Annotated in this window: 21 protein-coding genes; 14 read left to right on the top strand and 7 right to left on the bottom strand. The window is 64.8% G+C overall.

Translation table 11 applies throughout. The features are described 5' to 3' along the window. Positions 1-179 precede the first annotated feature (179 nt). The 8 genes from ugpB (at position 180) to QX041_RS20385 (ending at position 7,206) form a co-directional block, all read left to right on the top strand. Complete coding sequence (ugpB, locus tag QX041_RS20350; RefSeq protein ID WP_315716880.1) at positions 180-1,499, top strand: sn-glycerol-3-phosphate ABC transporter substrate-binding protein UgpB; 1,320 nt, start codon at positions 180-182, stop codon at positions 1,497-1,499. Between the two features lie 50 nt (positions 1,500-1,549). After that, entirely contained in the window at positions 1,550-2,431 is an 882-nt protein-coding gene (gene ugpA / locus QX041_RS20355) for a sn-glycerol-3-phosphate ABC transporter permease UgpA (RefSeq protein WP_315716879.1), read from the top strand. Beyond that, positions 2,431-3,279 carry a sn-glycerol-3-phosphate ABC transporter permease UgpE gene (gene ugpE / locus QX041_RS20360; RefSeq protein WP_315716878.1) on the top strand — a complete coding sequence of 283 codons (849 nt, stop codon included), beginning with the start codon at positions 2,431-2,433 and terminating at the stop codon, positions 3,277-3,279. Before ugpA ends, ugpE begins: the two co-directional genes overlap by 1 nt. 113 nt (positions 3,280-3,392) lie before the next feature. Continuing rightward, positions 3,393-4,472: a sn-glycerol-3-phosphate import ATP-binding protein UgpC gene (locus tag QX041_RS20365; protein ID WP_315750470.1), complete on the top strand. Its 1,080-nt coding sequence runs from the start codon at positions 3,393-3,395 to the stop codon at positions 4,470-4,472. A gap of 134 nt (positions 4,473-4,606) precedes the next feature. Beyond that, the gene (locus QX041_RS20370) at positions 4,607-5,032 is read left to right on the top strand and encodes an Hsp20 family protein (protein WP_006613108.1); all 426 of its coding nucleotides are present in this window, start codon (positions 4,607-4,609) and stop codon (positions 5,030-5,032) included. Between the two features lie 58 nt (positions 5,033-5,090). Next, positions 5,091-5,354, top strand: coding sequence for a DUF1150 family protein (locus QX041_RS20375; RefSeq protein ID WP_009026315.1), 264 nt, complete (start codon positions 5,091-5,093; stop codon positions 5,352-5,354). 161 nt (positions 5,355-5,515) lie between these two features. Next, a complete protein-coding gene (locus QX041_RS20380; protein WP_315750471.1) occupies positions 5,516-6,022 on the top strand; it encodes a GNAT family N-acetyltransferase in 507 nt (168 codons plus the stop codon). A gap of 311 nt (positions 6,023-6,333) precedes the next feature. Then, positions 6,334-7,206 (top strand): hypothetical protein, encoded by an 873-nt coding sequence (locus tag QX041_RS20385; RefSeq protein WP_316166377.1) that lies wholly within the window; start codon positions 6,334-6,336, stop codon positions 7,204-7,206. On the opposite strand, the gene ptsN is transcribed toward QX041_RS20385, so the two are convergent. From ptsN to QX041_RS20420, 7 genes are all read right to left on the bottom strand, one after another. Beyond that, positions 7,167-7,628, bottom strand: coding sequence for a PTS IIA-like nitrogen regulatory protein PtsN (gene ptsN, locus QX041_RS20390; protein ID WP_315716874.1), 462 nt, complete (start codon positions 7,626-7,628; stop codon positions 7,167-7,169). The genes QX041_RS20385 and ptsN overlap by 40 nt on opposite strands. 327 nt (positions 7,629-7,955) lie before the next feature. After that, entirely contained in the window at positions 7,956-8,558 is a 603-nt protein-coding gene (gene hpf / locus QX041_RS20395; RefSeq protein WP_315741249.1) for a ribosome hibernation-promoting factor, HPF/YfiA family, read from the bottom strand. A gap of 72 nt (positions 8,559-8,630) precedes the next feature. Then, positions 8,631-10,268, bottom strand: coding sequence for an RNA polymerase factor sigma-54 (gene rpoN, locus QX041_RS20400; protein WP_316166378.1), 1,638 nt, complete (start codon positions 10,266-10,268; stop codon positions 8,631-8,633). A gap of 211 nt (positions 10,269-10,479) precedes the next feature. Further along, complete coding sequence (lptB, locus tag QX041_RS20405) at positions 10,480-11,493, bottom strand: LPS export ABC transporter ATP-binding protein (protein ID WP_315741251.1); 1,014 nt, start codon at positions 11,491-11,493, stop codon at positions 10,480-10,482. Between the two features lie 352 nt (positions 11,494-11,845). Next, on the bottom strand, positions 11,846-12,538 hold the full coding sequence (locus tag QX041_RS20410; protein ID WP_315825671.1) for an LptA/OstA family protein: 693 nt from the start codon (positions 12,536-12,538) through the stop codon (positions 11,846-11,848). Positions 12,539-12,542: 4 nt separating this feature from the next. Then, on the bottom strand, positions 12,543-13,244 hold the full coding sequence (lptC, locus tag QX041_RS20415) for an LPS export ABC transporter periplasmic protein LptC (RefSeq protein WP_315716868.1): 702 nt from the start codon (positions 13,242-13,244) through the stop codon (positions 12,543-12,545). Between the two features lie 160 nt (positions 13,245-13,404). Further along, entirely contained in the window at positions 13,405-14,019 is a 615-nt protein-coding gene (locus tag QX041_RS20420; RefSeq protein ID WP_315716867.1) for a ribonuclease D, read from the bottom strand. Positions 14,020-14,498: 479 nt separating this feature from the next. Here QX041_RS20420 and QX041_RS20425 point away from each other — a divergent pair, with 479 nt between their 5' ends. From QX041_RS20425 to QX041_RS20450, 6 genes are all read left to right on the top strand, one after another. Further along, complete coding sequence (locus tag QX041_RS20425) at positions 14,499-15,470, top strand: TRAP transporter substrate-binding protein (protein WP_315716866.1); 972 nt, start codon at positions 14,499-14,501, stop codon at positions 15,468-15,470. A gap of 110 nt (positions 15,471-15,580) precedes the next feature. Next, positions 15,581-16,126 carry a TRAP transporter small permease gene (locus QX041_RS20430; protein ID WP_316166379.1) on the top strand — a complete coding sequence of 182 codons (546 nt, stop codon included), beginning with the start codon at positions 15,581-15,583 and terminating at the stop codon, positions 16,124-16,126. Further along, positions 16,117-17,409, top strand: coding sequence for a TRAP transporter large permease (locus QX041_RS20435; protein ID WP_316166380.1), 1,293 nt, complete (start codon positions 16,117-16,119; stop codon positions 17,407-17,409). Before QX041_RS20430 ends, QX041_RS20435 begins: the two co-directional genes overlap by 10 nt. Before the next feature lie 127 nt (positions 17,410-17,536). Beyond that, positions 17,537-17,965 (top strand): hypothetical protein, encoded by a 429-nt coding sequence (locus QX041_RS20440; RefSeq protein WP_315750476.1) that lies wholly within the window; start codon positions 17,537-17,539, stop codon positions 17,963-17,965. Next, positions 17,952-18,110, top strand: a complete 159-nt coding sequence (locus QX041_RS20445) for a hypothetical protein (protein ID WP_315750477.1) — start codon at positions 17,952-17,954, stop codon at positions 18,108-18,110. Before QX041_RS20440 ends, QX041_RS20445 begins: the two co-directional genes overlap by 14 nt. A gap of 31 nt (positions 18,111-18,141) precedes the next feature. Then, entirely contained in the window at positions 18,142-19,026 is an 885-nt protein-coding gene (locus QX041_RS20450) for an NAD(P)-dependent oxidoreductase (protein ID WP_315750478.1), read from the top strand. Positions 19,027-19,767 lie beyond the last annotated feature (741 nt).

Consider the following 19,767-nt stretch of genomic DNA (forward strand, 5'->3'; position numbering starts at 1 on the left):
TCTCACCGCCAGCGCCGGCCGGGGCATCGCCCCGCGGCACCGTCTCCCGCAAGTCGCTGCGTTCCGCCGCGATGAACGCGCTTTCCGCTGACGATCCAACCGGTTATACATTCACGAAACTGTCATCTCGCGCTGCTACGGCCGCGACGCCGATGACGTTTCACGGGAGGTATTCTTTAATGTCACTTCGCCAATTCTGGACGGCCGCGACTGCGGCAGTCACGCTGGTCCTGAGCGCCGCAGCCCCTGCGCATGCCGTGACCGAAATCCAGTGGTGGCATGCGATGACCGGCGCCAACAACGACGTCATCGTCAAGCTCGCCAACGATTTCAACGCCTCGCAATCCGACTACAAGGTCGTCCCGACCTACAAGGGCAACTACGCCGACACGATGAATGCCGGCATCGCCGCCTTCCGCGCCGGCAATGCGCCCCACATCATGCAGGTGTTCGAGGTCGGCACCGCCACCATGATGGCCGCCACCGGCGCCGTGAAGCCGGTCTACAAGCTGATGCAGGACGCCGGCGAGACGTTCGACCCGAAGAGCTATCTGCCTGCGATCACGGGCTACTACTCGACCTCCAAGGGTGAGATGCTGTCGTTCCCCTTCAACTCGTCCTCCACGGTGATGTGGGTCAATCTCGACGAGCTGAAGAAGGTCAACGCCGAGATCCCGAAGACCTGGCCCGAACTGTTCGAGACCGCCAAGAAGCTGAAGGCGGCCGGCCATGCGACCTGCGGCTTCTCGGGCTCGTGGGTCACCTGGGTCAATCTCGAGCAGCTCTCCGCCTGGCACAACGTGCCGCTGGCCAGCAAGGCGAACGGTCTCGACGGCTTCGACACCGTGCTGGAGTTCAACGGTCCGCTGCAGGTCAAGCATCTCGAAAACCTGGTCGAGCTGCAGAAGGACAAGACCTACGACTATGCCGGCCGCACCAACACCGGTGAGGGCCGCTTCACCTCGGGCGAATGCCCGATCTACCTGACCTCGTCGGCGTTCTTCGGCAACGTCAAGGCCCAGGCCAAGTTCGCCTTCACCGCCGCGCCGATGCCGTATTATCCGGACGCCAAGGGCGCGCCGCAGAACTCGATCATCGGCGGCGCCTCGCTCTGGGTGATGGGCGGCAAGAGCGCGGACGAATACAAGGGCGTGGCGAAGTTCCTGACCTTCCTCTCGGACACCGATCGTCAGGTCTACATCCACAAGGCCTCGGGCTATCTGCCGATCACCAAGGCGGCCTACGCCAAGGCCAAGGCCGAGGGCTTCTACAAGGATCAGCCCTATCTGGAGACGCCCCTGCTCGAACTGACCAACAAGGAACCGACGGAGAATTCCCGCGGCCTGCGTCTGGGCAACATGGTGCAGCTGCGTGACGTCTGGTCGGAGGAAATCGAGCAGGCCCTGGCCGGCAAGAAGACCGCCAAGCAGGCGCTGGACGCCGCCGTCGAGCGCGGCAACCAGATGCTGCGCCAGTTCGAAAAGACGGCCGTGAAGTGAGGCCATGAGCCGGCAGGCCGCCCCGCGGCCTGCCGGTTCGCCGACCGACCATGCAGAAGAACGCCATCTTTCAGTCAAAACTGCTGCCGTTCGTGCTGGTCGCTCCCCAGCTCGCGATCGTGCTGATCTTCTTCTATTGGCCCGCGATCCAGGCCGTCATCCAGTCGTTCCTGCTGCAGGACGCGTTCGGCCTGTCCACGAGCTTCGTCTGGTTCGAGAACTACGCCGACCTGCTCAGCCAGCCGGACTATTTCCAGGCCATTCTCCGCACCTTCGGCTTCTCCTTCGCGATCGCGCTCTCGTCGCTGTCGGTCGCACTGCTGCTCGCGGTCATGGCGGATAAGCCGTTGCGCGGCGTCACGCTGTACCGGACGCTGCTGATCTGGCCCTATGCCGTGGCGCCGCCGGTGGTGGGCGTGCTCTGGATCTTCATGCTCCACCCGTCGCTCGGCGTGATCTCGCGCTATCTGCGCGCTGTTGGCATCGACTGGAATCCGCTGCTCGACGGCGACCAGGCGGCGCTGCAGATCATCCTCGCGGCCGCCTGGAAGCAGATCTCCTACAACTTCCTGTTCTTCCTCGCCGGGCTGCAGAGCATCCCCCGGAGCGTGCTCGAGGCGGCCGCGATCGACGGCGCGCGGCCGATGCGGCGGTTCTGGACCGTGACCTTCCCGCTGCTGTCACCGACCATCTTCTTCCTGCTGGTCATCAACATCGTCTACGCCTTCTTCGAGACCTTCGGCATCATCGACACGATGACCCGCGGTGGTCCTGGCAAATCCACCGAGACGCTGGTCTACAAGGTCTATACCGATGGCCTGCTCGGCGGCAATCTCGGCTCGTCGGCCGCACAATCCGTCGTTCTGATGGTCATCGTCATCGTGCTGACGGCGATCCAGTTCCGCTTCGTCGAGCGCAAGGTGACCTACTGATGGTCGAGCAAGAAGGCATTCGACGCTACGTCGCGCACGCCATCCTGTGGATCGGAATCGCGATCGTCGCGTTCCCGGTCTATCTCGCATTCGTCGCCTCGACGCAGGACAATGCGGTGATCGCCAACGGGCAGATGTCGCTGCTGCCTGGCGGGCACTTCCTGTCGACCTACTATCAGACGATCTTCGTTGGCACGAGCGGCTCGACCCGCGAGCCGGTTGCGACCATGCTTTTGAACTCGCTGGTCATGGCGCTGCTGATCGCCGTCGGCAAGATCGCGATCTCGATCATCTCGGCCTATGCGGTCGTCTACTTCCGCTTCCCGTTCCGCATGGCGATCTTCTGGCTCATCTTCATCACCCTCATGCTGCCGGTCGAGGTGCGCATCTATCCGACCTACAAGATCGTCGCCGACCTCCACATGCTCGACAGTTATGCCGGGCTCGCGCTGCCGCTGATCGCGTCCGCCACCGCCACGCTGCTGTTCCGCCAGTTCTTCATGACGGTGCCGGACGAGCTGCTGGAGGCGTCCCGCATCGACGGCGCCGGGCCGTTCCGCTTCTTCTGGGACACCCTGCTGCCGCTGTCGCGCACCAACATGGCGGCGCTGTTCGTGATCCTGTTCATCCTCGGCTGGAACCAATATCTCTGGCCGCTGCTGATCACGACGCGCGACGACATGCAGACCATCCAGATCGGCATCCGCAAGATGATCACGACGACCGACGCGCTGACCGAGTGGCCGATCGTGATGGCGACGGCCGTGCTCGCGATGCTGCCGCCGGTGTTCGTCGTCGTCGTCATGCAGCGCCTGTTCGTCAAGGGGCTGGTGGAGACGGAAAAGTGACGAAGGGGCGAATAGCGAATGGCGAGTGGCGAATAGGGATGTTCGCGCAACGGCTCGCTTCGTCCCCTTCCCTATTCGCCACTCCCCATTCGCTATTCGCTAGGTAACCACCAATGGCCAACGTCACCCTCCGCAACGTCCGCAAGGTCTACCAGGGCGGCTTCGAAGCCATCAAAGGCGTCGATGTCGATGTCGGCGACGGTCAGTTCTGCGTGCTAGTCGGGCCGTCGGGCTGCGGCAAATCCACCCTGCTGCGGATGGTCGCGGGGCTCGAGACGATCACCTCGGGCGAGATCGACATCGGCGGCCGCATCGTCAATGCGATCGAGCCGGCGGATCGCGACATCGCGATGGTGTTCCAGAACTACGCGCTCTATCCGCACATGACCGTCTACAACAACATGGCCTACGGCCTGCGCAATCGCGGCATGGCGGAAAAGGAGATCAGGACGCGGGTCGAGGACGCCGCACGCATCCTCGAGCTCGGCACCATGCTCGAGCGGAAGCCGCGCCAGCTCTCCGGCGGCCAGCGCCAGCGCGTGGCGATGGGCCGCGCCATCGTGCGCCAGCCCAAGGTGTTCCTGTTCGACGAGCCGCTCTCGAACCTCGACGCCAAGCTGCGCATCGCGATGCGGGTCGAGATCCGCAAGCTGCAGCGCCGGCTCAACACCACCGCGATCTACGTCACCCACGACCAGCTCGAGGCGATGACGCTCGCCGACATCCTGGTGGTGATGAACGGCGGGAAGGTCGAGCAGATCGGCAATCCGCTCGAGATCTATCAGCGTCCAGCCACCACCTTCGTCGCGTCCTTCATCGGCGCGCCGCCGATGAACCTGATGCCGACCGATGGCGTGCGCGCCCAGTTGCTCGGCGCCGACGCGGTTCCCCAAGAAGCGGGCCAGCTCGGCATCCGGCCTGAGGATTTCCAGCTTGGCGACACCGTTCCGGCGGGCGGGATCGGGCTCGACCTCCGCGTCGAGGCGATCGAGCATGTCGGCGCCGAGACCTATGTCTACGGCGCACGCCAGGACACGGGCAGCGATGACCGGCTCTCCGCGACCGCCAACGACATCATCGTGCGGCTGCCGGGTACCGCCGCGCCGGAGATCGGCGCACGGATTCGCGCCGTGGCACCGCGGGCCAAGCTGCATCTGTTCTCGGCCGACGGCCGTCAGCGGCTGTCCGTTTAAACCCTTCCACAGACAGGCTGTTCCGGCGCATTCGGGGTGCTTGAACGCGCCCCGGATCGTGCCCATATTGCTGCTCAAGGGGTGCCGTCAGGGCCCTGATACATCAAAGTCGCTTCGAGAGGACTTTGTAAACCATGTCTCGTGTTCCTTCGCTCTCCAGTCCGTTCCTGCTGGGCTTCGACGAGATCGAGCGCGTGCTCGACCGCGTCGTCAAAGGTGCCGACGGCTATCCGCCCTACAATATCGAGCGGTTCGAACGCACCAATGGCCAGCCCGAGCGTCTGCGGATCACGCTGGCGGTGGCGGGTTTCACCCGCGACCAACTCGATGTCACCATTGAGGAAAACCAGCTCGTCATCCGCGGCCGGCAGCAGGACGACAAGACCAGGCAATACATTCATCGCGGCATCGCCGCGCGCCACTTCCAGCGCACCTTCGTGCTGGCGGAGGGAATGCATGTGCTTGGTGCGGACCTGAAGAACGGGCTGTTGTCGGTCGATCTGGCCAGGCCAGAGCCTGAGCGGATCGTTAAGACAATAGCGATCAATGAACACGAATAATGGTTTGATGGAACGAGTAGCGGACTCGACCGCTTGAGTCTCAGAAGGAGTCGAGACCATGACTGAAGGTAATGTTGCGTCGGAATCCCCCGTCTCCCTGGAGTCGCTGGCGACCTTGGGCGAGGGCCACATCGCTTACGTGAAGCAGATCCGCTCCGAGGACGTACCGGGACTGTTTCCGCAGGCGCCGCACATCGCGCCGGGACTGAAGCTGTTCGCCTTGCATGCCGCCGACGGCACGCCGATCATGCTCACCGACAGCCGCGAAGCGGCGATCGCGAATGCGTGGAGTCACGAACTCCAGGCCGTGAGCGTCCACTGACGCAAAGGCCGAGCCGCAGCGCTGACAACGGCCGCTTCTCGTGAGACTCAACGCTCATTGAGACGCGATGCTCACGAGGAGCATGCAGCTCACGGACTGACACGAGGGCGGTCCCTGGAAACGGGGACGGCCCTTTTTTCTGCTCGTAACGATGGCCGCGCATGACCTTGATGACGACACCCATGAGCCCGGCCGGACTGCGTGCAGATCCTGCGCTTGCGGACGCGCTGCTCGCGCTCAACAATGCGCATGCCTCCGAGCTGTCGTGGCTCACGCCCGAAACGCTCATGCAGCTGCTCGATCGGGCATGGCTGGCCTGGCGAATTGGCAGGGCCGATGCGCTGATGATCGCGCTCGACCACGCCGCCGTCTACGATAATCCCAATCACCGCTGGTTTCGCGCGCGCTACGATCGGTTCGTCTATGTCGACCGCATCGTGGTGGCGCCGGCCGCCCGCGGCCGGGGCCTGGCGCGGCAGCTCTATGAGGAGCTGATTCGGGAGGCGACCGCGGCGGGCCACGACCGCATCGTCTGCGAGGTCAATCTGGATCCGCCCAATCCGCAGTCGGACGCGTTTCATGCTGCGCTCGGCTTCGCGCCGCTGGCGACGGCCGGCATCCATGGCGGCGCCAAGACGGTGCGCTACATGGCGAGATCATTGCGATAGCCGGCCAAGGACGAAGCGGCTGCGGAAGTGCTTTGGAGAAATTGTTTCCGTCGATGTCCGGAACGGTCGATTTGACAACCAGATACAATCCGACCCGGTTTAAGGCGAAGGTGTCCAATCCTTAAGTTGTCCCTGTTGCGGCACGCGCTAGTCCGATGTGTGACGAGCATGTGTAGGGATGGCAGATGCATGAATCACGGCTTGATGCAGGCGTCTTTCGAGAGCTTGCGCTCGGGACCCTACCCAATCGGCACGTCTTTCTTGACAGTCCTCCGCCGGGGCCAAGCCCTTACTACGTCATCTGCAACAGCGTGCCGAAAGCGGGGACGTACCTGCTGGTCGAACTCGTCAGAGCGCTGGGCGGTCATGTCGATGTCGGCTATCACACCTACACGTCATCGATCAGCAAGCTGAATCCCGACGGTTCGCTCGACTACGGACGCGCGCTTCCGGCCCCGCTCTGGGCGTCGGCCCTGCGCTCCGGCTATTCCTGCGCCTCGCACACCGAGTATTGTCCGTATCTCGAGCAATACCTCCTGGGCAGACCAGAACACAAGATGCTGTTCATCGTCCGCGACCCCCGCGACATCGTCGTGAGCTGGGTCGACTTCGTCTACCACTCGGCGGCCTACCCGAAGATGCGGAAGTGGAACGCCTATCTGCGGTCGGCCGGATCGGCCGCTCACCCCGATGACGCCTCCCGAATCACATCGACCCTCCTCTCTTTGCCCCGATCGGGCATCAAGAAGTTCATGAGCTGGCTGGACTCGCCAGCCTGCCTGACCGTGAAGTTCGAAGAGCTCTATTCAGAGCTCGCGATCGACGATGTGGCGCGGTCGTCGTTTCCTGTCCTCAACCGCATCTGCGACTACCTGGGACTTCCGCGCAAGACGGCCGCGGAGCTCGATGTGCTCGGCCGCGGCCTGACGTCGTCGGGACGCGGCCGGAAGGTCGGCATCTACAGGGAGCGAATGACGCCGCATCATTTCGACCTGCTCCGCAGCGAGGCATTCCAGGAGCTCGTCGTCGAGTTCGGCTACGAGCCGACGCCGTTGCACACGCCCGCGCGGACGAACGGGTTCGGGGCTGCGCGGAGGCTCGCCAGCAGGCTCTCTCGGTGCCTGCAGGGCGGCGCGATACGACGTCAGGCGGCGGAAGCGGGCGGCAGCGCCAGCACCGAATAGATCGCCTGGGCGTCGCGCGAGGCACGGAGCTTCTTGGCGACATCCTGGTCGCGGAGCAGCCGGGCGATCCGCGCCAGGGCCTTCAGATGGTCGGCGCCGGCGCCTTCCGGCGCCAGCAGCAGGAACACCAGATCGACCGGCTGGCCGTCCATGGCCTCAAAATCGATCGGCCGCTCCAGCCGGGCGAACAGGCCGAACAACTTCTCCAGCTTCGGCAGCTTGCCGTGGGGAATCGCGACGCCATACCCGACGGCCGTGGTTCCGAGCTTCTCCCGCTGCAGCAGCACTTCGAACACGTTGCGCTCGTTCTGCCCGGTCAGCGCGGCCGCGCGCGCGGCAAGCTCCTGCAGCGCCTGCTTCTTACTGATGACCTTCAAAGCCGGCACGATCGCCTCGGGTGCGACCAGATCGGTAATCGGCATAGGGCGTTCCGAGGTGATTGAACCGTCAGGGTGCGAAATAGGTCGGGACAGACCGGCGTCAAGAAGCTGAGGCGGCAGGCGGGCTTAACCCGTGTCCGATGGGTGGGCTTCTACCCCAACGCAACGGCCGTGCCAACACCCGCAAGCGCGTTCCCGCAGCCTATCCTTAAAGATCGCCGGAGCGTGGCGGCCTGAAGGCGCCAGCGCCCCAACCGCTTGATCGCATCCCTTCATTGCCGTGGCGTGACGTCGCAACCGGTCCGCCAACCACCTGATCGGGAACCGGTTTTCGCGCCGCCCGGAGATCCCTGGAAGGCGTCCGCGCGGCTACGGTTTCACCGCCGGCGGATCGACCCAGCCGATATTGCCGTCGGCGCGGCGGTAGATGATGTTCACCCGGCCGCTGGAACCGTGCTGAAACACCATGCAGGGCGCGCCCGAAAGATCGAGCTCCATCACGGCTTCGGACACCGACAGGCGCTTCAACGCCGTGGTGTTCTCGGCAATGATCACCGGGCTGTAGCCGGTGATCTCCTCGTCGCCCTCGGCCGGCGCCTCGATCACGTAGCTCGGCGCATCCAGCACCGCGCCGTCGAGATTGGCGAGCGCCGCATTGGCGGCGTGGGATTTGCGCCCCGAGCGGTCCTTCAGCCGGCTCTTGTAGCGGCGCAGGCGCTTCTCGATCATCAGGAGCGCCTGGTCGGCGCTGGCATAGGCGTCCGGCGCGTTCGATTCGGCCTCGAGGGTGATGCCCGAATCGAGGTGCAGCGCGCAATCGGTCTTGAACCCGAAACCGTCCTTGGAGAGCGTGACATGGCCGGAATAGTTGCCGTCGAAGTATTTTCGCAAGACTTCGTCGGTGCGCTCGCTGACGCGCCCACGCAGCGCTTCGCTGACGCTGATGCTCTTTCCGGAAATCCGCAGGGTCATGTGTCGCCTCGATTCATGTGAACCAAGTATGACACTAAGCCTATTTGGTTAAGGCGCAATCTTGCGCAGCGGTCAAACTGACGCGGCATCCCGGGTGCGGTCGGCGCTGGCGGGAGCCGAGAGGGCATGCGCCAGCATGCTCTGCTTGTCGCGGCGGCGCTGCACCGAGGACGGGATCCGCATCGCCTCCCGGTATTTCGCGACCGTGCGGCGGGCGATGTCGATGCCGGCGGTCCGCAGCTTCTCGACGATGGTGTCATCGGAGAGAATTGCGGAGGGATCTTCCGCATCGATCAATTGCTTGATGTGATGCCGCACGGCTTCCGCCGAGTGCGCCTCGCCGCCATCAGCCGATGCGATCGAGGCGGTGAAGAAATATTTCAGCTCGAACGTGCCGCGATTCGTCGCCATGTATTTGTTGGCGGTGACGCGCGACACGGTTGATTCATGCATCTGGATCGCATCCGCAACGGCCTTCAAGTTGAGCGGCCGCAGATGCGCGACACCGTGGGTGAAGAAGCCGTCCTGCTGGCGCACGATTTCGGTCGCCACCTTCAGGATCGTGCGGGCGCGCTGATCGAGCGCGCGCACCAGCCACGTCGCATTCTGCAGGCAGTCGGTGAAGTAGGACTTGTCGCCGTCCTTGCGGATCGTCTTCGACAGCTCGGAGTAATAGTGCTGGTTCACCAGGACGCGCGGCAGCGTGTCGCTGTTGAGCTCGACCAGCCAGCCGCCGTCGGGACCCGGGCGGACGTAGACGTCGGGCACCATGGTCTGTGTGCGCGTGGTGCCGAACTTCAGCCCCGGCTTCGGATCGAGCCTGCGGATCTCGCCGATCATGTCGACGAGGTCCTCGTCGTCGACGCCGCACAGCTTGCGAAGGGCGACGAAGTCGCGCTTGGCCAGGAGATCGAGGTGCTCGACCAGCGCCTGCATCGCCGGATCGTAGCGGTCGAGCTCGCGCAGCTGGATCGCGAGACATTCGCTCAAATTGCGGGCGCAGATGCCGGGCGGATCGAAGGTCTGCAGCACGCCGAGCACCGCATCGACGTCGGCCTGCTCGGCGCCGAGGCGGTCGGCGGCCTGGCCGAGATCGGCGGGCAGATAGCCGGCCTCGTCGACGAGATCAATCAGGTACTGGCCGATCATGCGGTCGGCCGGCGCGGTGAAGGCCACCGCCGCCTGCTCGGCGAGATGATCCGACAGCGTGGTCTCGGCCGCGACAAAGGCTTCGAGATTGTAGTCCTCGTCGCCGGAGGCGCCACCGCCCCATTCGGTGTAGGTGGTCGGGGCGGCGTCCTGCGCATTGCGCGCCGCGGCCTCCGCCGGCTCCTCGGAGAACACGTTGTCGAGTCCGGTGTCGAGCGTCTGTTCGATCTCCGTACGGGTGCCGAGATCGCGGCTCATCCAGTCTTCCTGGGCGCCCTCGAAGCTGTCGCCGCCGCTGCTGCCGGCCTCGCCGAAATCGTCGCCGCCGGTCTCGCCACCTTCCGGGAACTCGGCGCGCTCGGACATCTGCTGTTCGCCCGCGACCGGCGCTTCCGGACCGTCGCTGGCCCGCTCCAACAGCGGATTGCGCTCCAGCTCCTCCTCGACGAACGTGGAGAGGTCGAGATTGGACAGTTGCAGCAGCTTGATCGCCTGCATCAGCTGCGGCGTCATCACCAGCGACTGCGACTGGCGGAATTCTAATCTCTGCGTCAACGCCATGGGAGCAAGAACATTCCCTTACTGGTCCAATTCTTGCTTATCCTAATCTGCGCGCGATGTACACGGCTTGACGAATAAGAAAAACGGAGTATGGCGCGGCGGAAGACGAGGTTACCGGTCCTCGCAAAGCAGCTGGAAACAGCGGTATTCGCAGCGTTTTCCGTGACCTGTCCCGTGTCCGACAAAGCGGACAAACAGCGCGTCGGCAATCCTACAGCCGGAATTCCTCACCGAGATACAGTCGGCGCACGTCGGGATCGGCGACGATCTCCTCGGGGCTGCCTTCGGTGAGAATCTGTCCGGCATAGACGATGTAGGCGCGGTCGGTGAGACCGAGCGTCTCGCGGACGTTATGGTCGGTGATCAGCACGCCGATGCCGCGGTTGGTGAGATGGCGCACCAGCTGCTGGATGTCGCCGACCGCGATCGGATCGATGCCGGCGAACGGCTCGTCGAGCAGCATGTAGTTCGGGCGCGTCGCCAGCGCACGCGCGATCTCGACGCGGCGACGCTCGCCGCCGGACAGCGCGATCGAGGGCGACTTGCGCAGCCGCGTGATGGTGAATTCTTCCAGCAGCGCGTCGAGCTCGCGCTCGCGCTTCTTGCGCGAGGGCTCGACCACTTCGAGCACGGCGCGGATGTTCTGCTCGACGGTGAGTCCGCGGAAGATCGAGGCCTCCTGCGGCAGGTAGCCGATGCCGAGCCGCGCGCGCTGATACATCGGCAGCCGCGTCACGTCGTGGCCATCGAGCTCGATGGCGCCACGATCGGCCTTGATCAGGCCGGTGATCATGTAGAAGACGGTGGTCTTACCGGCGCCGTTCGGCCCGAGCAGGCCGACGGCCTCGCCGCGGCGGACATAGATCGACACTCCCCGCACGACCTGGCGGCTGCCAAAGCTCTTCTCGATCGAATGCACGGCGAGGAAGCCCGGCCGGCGCAGCAGTTGCGGACCGCCCCCCGCGCCATTGTTGCGCGGCTTGGCCGGCATCGGCTGCGAGGCCGGCCGCTTGCGCTGGATCTGCTCGGTGTTCTGCGGCGAGCGCGGATTGATGCGCGGCACCGTTTCATCGCGCACGGAGTCGGCGAGCGCGGCGAGCGGATCATCGCTGTAGGAATTGCCGAACGGATCGTCCATGGCCGTGATGTCGTCGCGCCGGCGCGAGGAGCCTCGCTGGCCGCGCTTGGCGGGACGCCCACGAAACATGCCGAGTAGATCCACCATCCCCGCTTCGCTTACGCCCTTCGAGGCTGCCCGTCATCGACCGCAGCGCTGGCTCGCCCGCTCACCGCGAGCGAACGCATCTCACCTCTCGCGGATCACAGGGAGCGCGAGGCCGGCCGAAGCGCAGCAGGCCGCGCCTCGGAGTTTGTCGTCTGACGGCGAAGTCGCGGTCGCCACGCAGGCGACCGATCGCAAGATCGCAATCGTGTCCGGCATCACTCTTTCGCAGCCACGCAACGGGTTCCACGGCCTCCCGTTGCATCGGCCCTGCGACAGAACCGCCCGCTCGCTAGATAGAGGCAGCAGCGGCGCGGTTCAACTGGGCCGCCGGCGTTTTGCTAAATAATTGAAGTCACTTCGATTTGCCTGGACCGAGCTGCAGCGGCGCGGCGCTGCCTGGAGCCGAGGCCGTCGACGAACCGCAGCCGCCGCCGGCGCCCGCGCCCGCGCCCGCCTGCGGCAGCAGCACCTGGACGCCGCGCCCGCTGTCGGATTCGACGCGCGACACGCCGGTGGTCATGTCCACCGTCAGCCGGTCGCCGCGCATCACGTTCTTGCACTGGGTCAGCACCACGCCGCCCTGCATCGAGATCATGTTGGTCTTGGTGTCGTAGACCGCGGTCTCGCCGGTCACGACCTGGTCCTTCTGGGTCACCTTGACGTCGCCGCGCGCCTCGAGACGGCGGATCGCCGAGCTGCCGTCCGGCCCAGGCGTCGCCGCCGGCGTGGCCTTGGTCGCCTTGGCGCCGCCCGGCTGGGCGCCGCCGTCGTAGAACACCACCAGCGACTTCGAGGTCATGGTGGTGTCGCCCTGCACGACCTTGACGTTGCCGGTGAAGGTCGCCTCCTTCTTCTTGTCGCGCATCTCGAGCGCGGCGGCCTCGATCTGGATCGGCTGGTCGCGATTCTGAGAGAACCCCTGCAGCGCGTTGGGCACGCCGGTGGTCGCGCTCTGCGCCTGCGATGAGTCGGCAAGCGCGAGCAACGCCAGCGCGGCGAAGCCGGCGCCGCGAATCGCTACGGGAATGAAACGGCACGTGGTCATGAGGTCACTTCACGTTGCGGGCCGGACGGCCGGGATCGGCGCTCGCCGTCGTGGCCGGAGCGGCATTCATGTTGTCGAGGTTCATCATCACATTGCCCTCGAAGCGGATGACCTCGCCATTGTCGGTGATGCGCAGGCGGTCGGCGGAGAGCGTACCGTTGGTGAGCTTGACGTCGACGCGCTCGTCCGAGCTCACGGTGCCCTTGGCCATGTCGACCGAGGCCCGGCTCAGCCGCGCCTCGTAGCCCGTCGACGTCGTCAGCAGGATATCCTTCGTCAGCTCGAGCTGCTGCTGCTTGGTGTCGAACACGCCGGTATTCGCCTTCAGCGTCACCGTCGACTGATCCTCCATCAGCACCTTGGCGCGGAGGATGTTGAGCTCGACGTGATCGGGATCGGTGAGGTCCTGCACCGCGCTCCGGGCGACGAGATCATACGGCCGCTGGTCCGGCGTGAAGCCGGTCAGATGCGGCGTCTCCATCGTGATCTTGCGGCCGGAGATGACGAGGTTGCCGGTGAGATTCGGGGTGTTGATCTCCATGTGGAACGGATTGAACAGCGCGATGCCGATCACGACCGCCATCGCCAGTCCCACCGCCGCCGGCACCGCGACCCGCAGCACGCGCACGAAGCGGCTGTGGCGCGCCGCGACCGCGAAGCGCGCCTGCAGGGTGGGGTCATAGGCGGGGTTGTGGACCGAGTTCACCAGGGCTCCGACGGACACGGGGAGGCGCGCGAAACAGCGCCATCCTACCATGGACGCCTTCACCATTGCAGCCTGGAACTGGCGCGAAATCGCGACGCGGGGCAACTTGCGATCATTACGAGACATTAATGATCGTGAACGCGCCCGCGATTCGCCGGCTTCAGGAATGCGCGAAGATGTCCTCGGCCTCGAATCCGCCCAGATCGAGCGTCGCGCGGTGGGGCAGGAACGCGAAACAGGCCTGCGCCAGCGCCAGCCGCCCTTCGCGCGCCAGCATCCCGTCGAGCTTTTCGCGCAGCGCATGCAGATGCAGCACGTCGGAGGCAGCATACGCGAGCTGCGGCTCGCTGAGCTGCTCGGCGCCCCAGTCGCTCGACTGCTGCTGCTTGGAGAGATCGACGTTGAGCAGCTCGCGCACGAGATCCTTCAGGCCATGGCGGTCGGTATAGGTGCGCGCCAGCCGCGAGGCGATCTTGGTGCAATAGACCGGCTGCGGCATCACCCCGAACGCGTGAAACAGCGCCGCGACATCGAAGCGCGCGAAGTGGAAGATTTTGGTGATGTCCGGGTTGCCGAGCAGCGCCTTCAGGTTCGGCGCGTCGGTGTGCCCCTTGGGAATCTGCACCACGTCGGCCGAGCCGTCGCCGGGCGACAGCTGCACCACGCACAGCCGGTCGCGGTGCGGATTGAGCCCCATCGTCTCGGTGTCGATCGCGACCGACGAGGTATAGCGGGAAAGATCAGGCAGGTCGCCGCGGTGCAGGCGTACGGTCATGGCTCTCAAAACCTCGTCGAATCGAAATCGGACGCGACGGGCCGGAGCAACGTCGCGGGAAGCGCTCGGGAACCGGCTGTAGCCCGGCGCTGGTAACCAACCGGCAAACGCGCCGGGCCGGTCCGGAGATCAGCCGTGGGAATGCCAGCCCCGCCGCCCGGGCGCAAGGGCCGGACAGGGCCAAGTGATCGCATCTCAAGTGATCGCATCTGAGGTGGCGCCGGCAGTGTCTCCGCGGCCGTTCGAGGCGGCGCCGTCGTCATTGAGGGCGGTCGACCCGCTGGTTGCATCGCGCCAGATCGCACCCGATCGATCGATGCAACTCTTGCATTGATCGATGCCGCCTTTGGCTTGGACAGAAATAGCCACTGGCCCTACGCGTGATATTGTCGCAGGACTTCGCATCTGGAGCGCAGCGACCCAAGGCGGTCTGCAGCATCTGCCCAACAACGACATAATCAATTGAGGAGGAAGCCAAGATGAAGGCACTTACAGGTATCATTGCGGCCGCTGTGCTGGCGGTCTCGTCGCCTTTGGCGACCGCGCGCGATTTCCGCTCCGCCGACGTGCACCCCGCCGATTATCCGACCGTTGAAGCCGTCAAGTTCATGGGCAAGCAGCTCGCTGCCGCGAGCGGCGGCAAGCTCGGCGTCAAGGTGTTTCCGAACGGCGCCCTCGGCTCCGAGAAGGACACGATCGAGCAGCTCAAGATCGGCGCGCTCGACATGATGCGGATCAACTCCTCGCCGCTCAACAATTTCGTGCCGGAGACCGTCGCGCTGTGCCTGCCCTTCGTGTTCCGCGACACGCAGCACATGCGCAACGTCCTGGACGGGCCGATCGGCGACGAGATCCTGGCGGCCATGGAGCCCGCCGGCCTGGTCGGCCTGGCTTATTATGACAGCGGCGCGCGCTCGATCTACACGGTCAAGGCGCCGGTGAAGTCGCTCGCCGACCTCAAGGGCCTGAAGATCCGCGTCCAGCAGTCCGACCTCTGGGTCGGCATGATCCAGAGCCTCGGCGCCAACCCGACCCCGATGCCCTATGGCGAGGTCTACACCGCGCTCAAGACCGGCCTCGTCGACGCCGCCGAGAACAACTGGCCGTCCTACGAATCCTCGCGCCACTTCGAGGCCGCCAAGTTCTACAACGTCACCGAGCACTCGCTGGCGCCCGAAGTCCTCGTGATGTCCAAGAAGGTCTGGGACACGCTGAGCAAGGAGGATCAGGCGATGATCCGCAAGGCGGCAAAGGAATCCGTGCCGGTCATGCGCAAGCTCTGGGACGAGCGCGAGCAGACCTCCCGCAAGACCGTCGAGGCCGCTGGCGTCCAGGTCGTGACGATCGCCAACAAGCAGGAATTCGTCGACGCGATGAAGCCGGTGTACCAGAAGTTCGCTGGCGACGAGAAGCTCTCGAGCCTCGTCAAGCGCATCCAGGACACCAAATAAGAGTAGCGACGCAAAAATCGCGACTTCAAAGACATCTACCAAGAACAACAATCATACGGTCCGGCGTCGCCATCAGGCGGCGCCGCAGGAAAGCCAGGGGAGGGACGGGAATGACAGATCCACATGTCGGAGACCACGAGCAGCAGGAGGGACGTCCGTCGACCGGCCTGCTCTCGCGGATCAACGCCGTCATCGCGCGCGTCGGCATGTATCTGTCCGTCGCCGGCCTGCTCGTCATCGTCACCATCGTCTTCTACCAGGTGTTCGGACGCTACATTCTCAACTCCAGCCCGACCTGGACCGAGAACCTGGCGCTGGTCCTGATCCTCTATGTCACGCTGATCGGCGCCGCCGTCGGCGTTCGCGACGCCGGCCATATCGGCATGGACAGCCTCCTCGTGATGCTGCCGGATCATCTGCGGGAAAAGATCGAGCTCGTCATCCATGTGCTGGTCGCGATGTTCGGCGTCGCGATGGCCTACAACGGCTGGATCCTCGGCGCCTCCGTGGGCACCGTGAAGATCGCCAATCTCGGCCTGCCCGAAGTCGTCCGCTACGTGCCGCTGATCGCTTCGGGAATCCTGATCGTCATGTTTTCCATCGAGCACATCATTGCTCTCTTGCGCGGCGAAGAGGTCGTCCCCTCATGGAACTGATTATTCTCGGCGTCACCTTCTTCGGCTTCCTGGTCCTCGGCGTTCCCGTTGCGTTTGCGATCGGCCTCTCGGCGATCTGCACCATCCTCTATGAAGGCCTGCCGGTTGCCGTCATCTTCCAGCAGATGATGTCGGGGATGAACATCTTCTCGTTCCTCGCCATCCCGTTCTTCGTCTTCAGCGGCGAGCTGATGCTGCATGGCGGCGTCGCGGACAAGATCGTGCAGCTCGCCAAGAATCTCGTCGGTCACATCCGCGGCGGGCTCGGCATGTCGAACGTCGTCGCCTGCACGCTGTTCGGCGGCGTCTCCGGCTCTCCCGTGGCCGACGTGTCGGCGATGGGCGCGGTGATGATCCCGATGATGAAGAAGGAAGGGTTCGACACCGACTACGCCGTCAACGTCACCACCCACGCCTCGCTGGTCGGCGCGTTGATGCCGACCAGCCACAACATGATCATCTATGCGCTCGCCGCCGGCGGCAAGGTGTCGATCGGCGCGCTGATCGCCGCGGGTCTTCTTCCGGCGCTCGTGCTGATGGTCTGCATGCTGGTCGCCGCCTACGCGGTCGCCGTGAAGCGCGGCTATCCCGCCGGCAAGTTTCCGGGCTGGGCGGAGGTGTTCCGCTCGTTCGCGGCGGCGCTGCCCGGCCTCTTGATCGTCGGCATCATCCTGACGGGCATCCTGTCCGGCGTGTTCACGGCCACCGAATCCGCGGCCGTCGCGGTCACCTACACGATCCTGCTGACGTTCTTCATCTACCGCACCATGACCCTGCAGAACTTCCTGCGGGCCGCCGCCAAGGCGGTCAAGACGACCGGCGTGGTGCTGCTGCTGATCGGCGTCTCCACCATGTTCCAGTACCTGATGGGACTTTACGAAGTCGCCGACTTCGCCGGCGACCTGATGAGCAAGGTGTCGACGCAGCCCTGGATGATCTTCCTGCTGATCAACGTCATCCTGTTCCTGCTCGGCACGTTCATGGACATGGCGGCGACCATCCTGATCTGCACCCCGATCTTCCTGCCGATCGCGATGAAGGCGGGCATGGATCCGGTGCAGTTCGGCATGCTGATGCTGATCAACTGCGCGCTGGGCCTCAACACCCCGCCGGTCGGCACCACGCAGTTCGTCGGCTGCGCCATCGGCGGCATCTCGGTCGGCGCCGTCATGCGCACCATCCTGCCGTTCTACGCCGCCCTGATCGCCGCTTTGATGTTCGTGACCTACGTGCCGGCGTTCTCGCTGTGGCTGCCGCGGCTGCTGATGGGGTATAAGGGATAGCGGTCTGAAGGTTCGCCGGCTTCGGCCGGCGAACCTTGGCCGCATCCCGATGCGTTCGGTCCCGACTTGCCGCTAGCGCTCGCGGAGCTTCGACACCCGTCGTCCGCAGCAACCCGCGCGAGCGAGCATGGCCGCACTCTCGCATTTCCTGAATCTCGATCTCGTCCTGAAGTCGAAGTCCGACTTCTCGCCGCTGATCGCGCATCTGCATCAGAACGCGCATGTCCTGCATCATGAGGAGCATGAGCAGGAGTTTCTGCTGGTGCTGGAGATCAACGATACAGGATCCCCGCATCCGACCACATCCACCGAGCAATTCCTTACGCTGATCGAATCGCTGCCCCAGACCCCGAGGGAGCTGTGGGACAGCTGCACGTCGCGCACGTTCTCCTATGGCTTCGAAGGCGGCCGCGACTTCCCCGCGCTCGACACCACCATCCCCGCCGACCTGCTGCTGCGGATCGCAACGCTCGGCGCGGCTATCGGCATCACCGTGTATCCTTTTCGCAACCCACCCGGTCCCGAGCGCAAGGACGAACCAGATGCGCTCCCCTGACGGTCAGATCGCCAGGCTCGGCGACGAGATCCGTGTCACCGGCATGAGCGGTAGGATCGTCTGCTCGATCGACACCTGCGACTATTCAGACGACTATCCGGAACGGGACTGGGCCAACCTGCAGCGCGGCGCCATGGTCGATTGAACAGGCAGGTCCGAATGAAGAGGAACTTGCAATGGGGGCGATCGGATTTATCGGGTTAGGCGTCATGGGCGAGCCGATGTGCCGCAACCTAGCCCTCAAGTCAGGCGTCCCGGTGCTCGGCTTCGATCGTGCGGACGCGCCGCTGCAGCGCCTCGCCGCCGTCGGCGTCAAGCGTGCCGTGTCGCTCGCGGAGCTGGCGCGCCAGACCGACGTGATCTTCATGGCGTTGCCGAGTGGCAAGCATGTCCAAGCCGTATGCGACGGCGACGACGGCTTGCTCCGCCACGTCGAGGCGCGTCACACCATCGTGGACCTCGGCACCTCGCCGGTGCAGGCCAGCCGGGAGCTCGCCGAGCGTTTCGCGGCCGAGGGGGCCGCCTACGCGGATGCGCCGATCGCCCGCACCCGGCAGGCGGCCGAGGACGGCACGCTGAGCGTGATGGTGGGGGCCGACGCGGCAACGTTCGAAAAGCTGCGGCCGCTGATTGCGATGTTTGCGACTGACATCACCCATTGCGGCGGCGTGGGCGCCGGCCAGGTCGTGAAGATCCTCAACAACATGGTGCTGATGCAGACCGTGGTGGCGCTCGGCGAAGCGCTGGAGACTGCCAAGCGCGCTGGCCTTGATGCCACGCTGCTGTTCGAGACCCTGGCCAAAGGCTCGGCCGACAGCTTCGCGCTGCGCAACCACGGCATGAAGGCGATGCTGCCCGACACATATCCGGAGCGCGCGTTCTCGACCGAATATGCGCGCAAGGACATCGGCTATGCTCTCGATCTCGCCAGGTCCGTGCAGATCGACCTGCCGGGCGCGGAGCTTGCCGACAGGCGACTCGGAGAGGCGATCGAGGCGGGCTATGGCGATCTGTATTGGCCAGTGCTGGCGCGCGTGATCGCGGCATCACGCACGGCATGACCCGCCCATCGGGCTTTGTCGGCCTCCCCTGGACGGGCGAACTGCGCCTGTGACGGCCAGCTGACAACGGCATCCTCTGTCGTCGCCGATAAGCTCGCCGACGCAACGCGTCGGCGGGCGCCGATCCGAGACACATGGTCACCGGCTGCGACGAGTCGCGCGGAACGTACCGCCTGCGCGGTATGGGTCCCCGCGTTCGTGGGGACGACACCGGCGGTGAAGCGAAAGCTCTGCGCCGAACTCACGTGCTAATCCTGTGCGCCAATGCAAGTTGATTGGTGAGGTTGCTCCTAAGCCAGCTCGGGGCGTAGTGCTCACCACCATCATTGTGAGGAGCGAAGCGACGAAGCGATCCCGGGCGACACCCGTGGCTCTGGATTGCTTCGTTCGCAATCACGGTGGAGATGGCATGCCTGTCATGCGCAAATCGCCCGTCGTGCCAGTCTGTCGCAACATTCTCCCTTGCGCCGTCGGGCAAATCACCTGCACATTTCCGCGCGTCCCTGCTGCCGCATGAGGGGCGTGTCGCGACCGTCACGAGACGTTGGCAGTGGGATGCGATGGGCGTGTGTCGTTGCAGCGTGATCAGTTCGCGCGGACGAACAATGATGCACGCACGGTCAAGTCGCGCGGTCCTGATATCCCGACGCTGATATCAACTCATGACGAAGCTTTCGCTTCGCGTGGGGATGGTGGCCACCAAGCCCGGCGCACCAGGGAGAACGCGAAGCAGCCGTTAAA

Source organism: Bradyrhizobium sp. SZCCHNRI2009 (genome assembly GCF_032485115.1).
In the GTDB taxonomy this organism is placed as follows: Bacteria; Pseudomonadota; Alphaproteobacteria; order Rhizobiales; family Xanthobacteraceae; genus Bradyrhizobium.

What these genes read in the sequence shown, in the direction of transcription:
- ugpB (WP_315716880.1), top strand. Translation starts at nt 180, where the DNA reads ATGTCACTTCGCCAATTCTGGACGGCCGCGACTGCGGCAGTCACGCTG.
- ugpA (WP_315716879.1), top strand. Translation starts at nt 1,550, where the DNA reads ATGCAGAAGAACGCCATCTTTCAGTCAAAACTGCTGCCGTTCGTGCTG.
- ugpE (WP_315716878.1), top strand. Translation starts at nt 2,431, where the DNA reads ATGGTCGAGCAAGAAGGCATTCGACGCTACGTCGCGCACGCCATCCTG.
- QX041_RS20365 (WP_315750470.1), top strand. Translation starts at nt 3,393, where the DNA reads ATGGCCAACGTCACCCTCCGCAACGTCCGCAAGGTCTACCAGGGCGGC.
- QX041_RS20370 (WP_006613108.1), top strand. Translation starts at nt 4,607, where the DNA reads ATGTCTCGTGTTCCTTCGCTCTCCAGTCCGTTCCTGCTGGGCTTCGAC.
- QX041_RS20375 (WP_009026315.1), top strand. Translation starts at nt 5,091, where the DNA reads ATGACTGAAGGTAATGTTGCGTCGGAATCCCCCGTCTCCCTGGAGTCG.
- QX041_RS20380 (WP_315750471.1), top strand. Translation starts at nt 5,516, where the DNA reads ATGACCTTGATGACGACACCCATGAGCCCGGCCGGACTGCGTGCAGAT.
- ptsN (WP_315716874.1), bottom strand. Translation starts at nt 7,628, where the DNA reads ATGCCGATTACCGATCTGGTCGCACCCGAGGCGATCGTGCCGGCTTTG.
- hpf (WP_315741249.1), bottom strand. Translation starts at nt 8,558, where the DNA reads ATGACCCTGCGGATTTCCGGAAAGAGCATCAGCGTCAGCGAAGCGCTG.
- rpoN (WP_316166378.1), bottom strand. Translation starts at nt 10,268, where the DNA reads ATGGCGTTGACGCAGAGATTAGAATTCCGCCAGTCGCAGTCGCTGGTG.
- lptB (WP_315741251.1), bottom strand. Translation starts at nt 11,493, where the DNA reads ATGGTGGATCTACTCGGCATGTTTCGTGGGCGTCCCGCCAAGCGCGGC.
- QX041_RS20410 (WP_315825671.1), bottom strand. Translation starts at nt 12,538, where the DNA reads ATGACCACGTGCCGTTTCATTCCCGTAGCGATTCGCGGCGCCGGCTTC.
- QX041_RS20420 (WP_315716867.1), bottom strand. Translation starts at nt 14,019, where the DNA reads ATGACCGTACGCCTGCACCGCGGCGACCTGCCTGATCTTTCCCGCTAT.
- QX041_RS20425 (WP_315716866.1), top strand. Translation starts at nt 14,499, where the DNA reads ATGAAGGCACTTACAGGTATCATTGCGGCCGCTGTGCTGGCGGTCTCG.
- QX041_RS20430 (WP_316166379.1), top strand. Translation starts at nt 15,581, where the DNA reads ATGACAGATCCACATGTCGGAGACCACGAGCAGCAGGAGGGACGTCCG.
- QX041_RS20435 (WP_316166380.1), top strand. Translation starts at nt 16,117, where the DNA reads ATGGAACTGATTATTCTCGGCGTCACCTTCTTCGGCTTCCTGGTCCTC.
- QX041_RS20440 (WP_315750476.1), top strand. Translation starts at nt 17,537, where the DNA reads ATGGCCGCACTCTCGCATTTCCTGAATCTCGATCTCGTCCTGAAGTCG.
- QX041_RS20445 (WP_315750477.1), top strand. Translation starts at nt 17,952, where the DNA reads ATGCGCTCCCCTGACGGTCAGATCGCCAGGCTCGGCGACGAGATCCGT.
- QX041_RS20450 (WP_315750478.1), top strand. Translation starts at nt 18,142, where the DNA reads ATGGGGGCGATCGGATTTATCGGGTTAGGCGTCATGGGCGAGCCGATG.